The organism is Gilliamella sp. Fer1-1, from assembly GCF_001690825.1.
GTDB classification, from domain to species: Bacteria; Pseudomonadota; Gammaproteobacteria; order Enterobacterales; family Orbaceae; genus Gilliamella; species Gilliamella apicola_C.
Genome location: NZ_LZGX01000106.1, coordinates 1 through 1,533 on the forward strand (window position 1 = coordinate 1; position 1,533 = coordinate 1,533).

The 1,533-nt window shown below is 27.1% G+C and carries 2 protein-coding genes; both read right to left on the reverse strand.

Annotation, left to right across the window (positions count from 1 at the left end; all coding sequences use genetic code 11):
• Positions 1 to 344 (reverse strand): hypothetical protein (locus A9G28_RS11475; RefSeq protein WP_141674746.1); only part of this gene is annotated, 344 nt, incomplete at its 3' end.
• A 24-nt stretch (positions 345 to 368) separates the two neighbouring features.
• Positions 369 to 1,463, reverse strand: a complete 1,095-nt coding sequence (locus A9G28_RS11480) for a hypothetical protein (RefSeq protein ID WP_065580747.1) — start codon at positions 1,461 to 1,463, stop codon at positions 369 to 371.
• Between the last annotated feature and the right edge of the window lie 70 nt (positions 1,464 to 1,533).

The window sequence follows — 1,533 nt, forward strand, 5'->3', positions numbered from 1 at the left end:
AAGCGGTTAATATCAATCAACCGCGCTTTATCTGTTTGCGTTAAACGGTACCATTGTTTTTGCGGTATGGTGTTTTGCGTTTTACCGTTAATCCCATTAATCCCACCGCCTAACGGCGTATTGAATGAAGACTGTCGTGAAGCGTCAAAATATATCAATGGTATACTAAAGGTATATTCCGGTTTGATTTTAACATAGCAATAGTTACTGCTATCTACAAAATGAATCCCTATGCCACTGTTTAAATAGCTATCTGCTGAGGGCTGAATTAATCTGGCCTCTTTTTCAACTAATATGATTGTCTTTTCACTTTCTGGAAGCTTGTCCGTTAAGATGAGTTTCATGATGACTAGCTAGTACTTTTGTCATTAATGATAAGTTAATTGTTCATCTGTTGGTTGTCTGTAAGCAGTAAAATGATTTTCACTAACAAAAAATAATATATTTTTCATATAAATTGCCTGATTACCATTTAATAAAAACTTTGATAATGGTGTTTTTTCAAAGCCATGGATGGTAATGTATTCTAATTCATTACTAATATCAATATCATAACTTTTAAAATTTTCTACATGCTGTTGATATAATTCATTATTATCAAAAAATCGTTTTGAATTAGCCTTGCCAAAGGTGACAGAAAAAGCTTGTTGATAATTAATACAAAGTTTTTTCTCATTAGAATTTAAAGTTAATATTATACTTTCAAACTGATCGTAATCTAACCCATGAGCAAAACGTAAATAATTATTTCCTTGTTTACTGGTTAGTAAAAGACTTTTTTTAGAATGTATATTATTATCTTTAGTAGCAAATTCTTTATAGCAATTAGATATTACAGGCATTTCTTTAAACTGCCCATCTTTAGTTATTTTATAATGTTGTATTTCAATTGTTTCATCAGTAAAGCGTTGTTGACGTTCAATTTGGTAATTTTTATCAATACTATAATAAATAAACCCTTGGGCAAGATCGTCTATTTCAGAGTTTTTTCTTGTTAATCCATTAGGATTTTTCAAAATAATCTTATCAAGCACATCAAAATTATCAGAAAATAGGTAAAGATAAGTTATCATTTCTCCATTTCCTTGTAGTCCTTCAATTAAAATTGGATTGATATTGTGATGAATGGTTGGAAGTTTTATACCTGAAATGTTAGTTATATAATCGTGATGTTGAGCATATAAATTATTATTAGATAATTGTAAATAATTAACAAAACTTGGAGAAATATTATGGGGATAATATTCATTTTCATTAAAAAAATTATAATAAAAATGTTTATAATTATTATCTTTAATAAAGTTTCCTGTAATCCGAGAATTATGCGGTAGTTTAAGGGATGGAAAGTGTTCACTTATTTGTTTAAAAGAATTTTTGTTGGCATAACAATAAGAATAATTATAAAAAATAAAAATAAAGAAAATAAATTTCTTTAACCTGTCATATTTTTTTAATCTTGCCATTTTGATATCCCCATTTTTTTATTTTCTTTAGAAAAATTGCTTTTGTGGTTATTAATTAATATGTATTTTA

What these genes read in the sequence shown, in the direction of transcription:
- A9G28_RS11480 (WP_065580747.1), bottom strand. Translation starts at nt 1,463, where the DNA reads ATGGCAAGATTAAAAAAATATGACAGGTTAAAGAAATTTATTTTCTTT.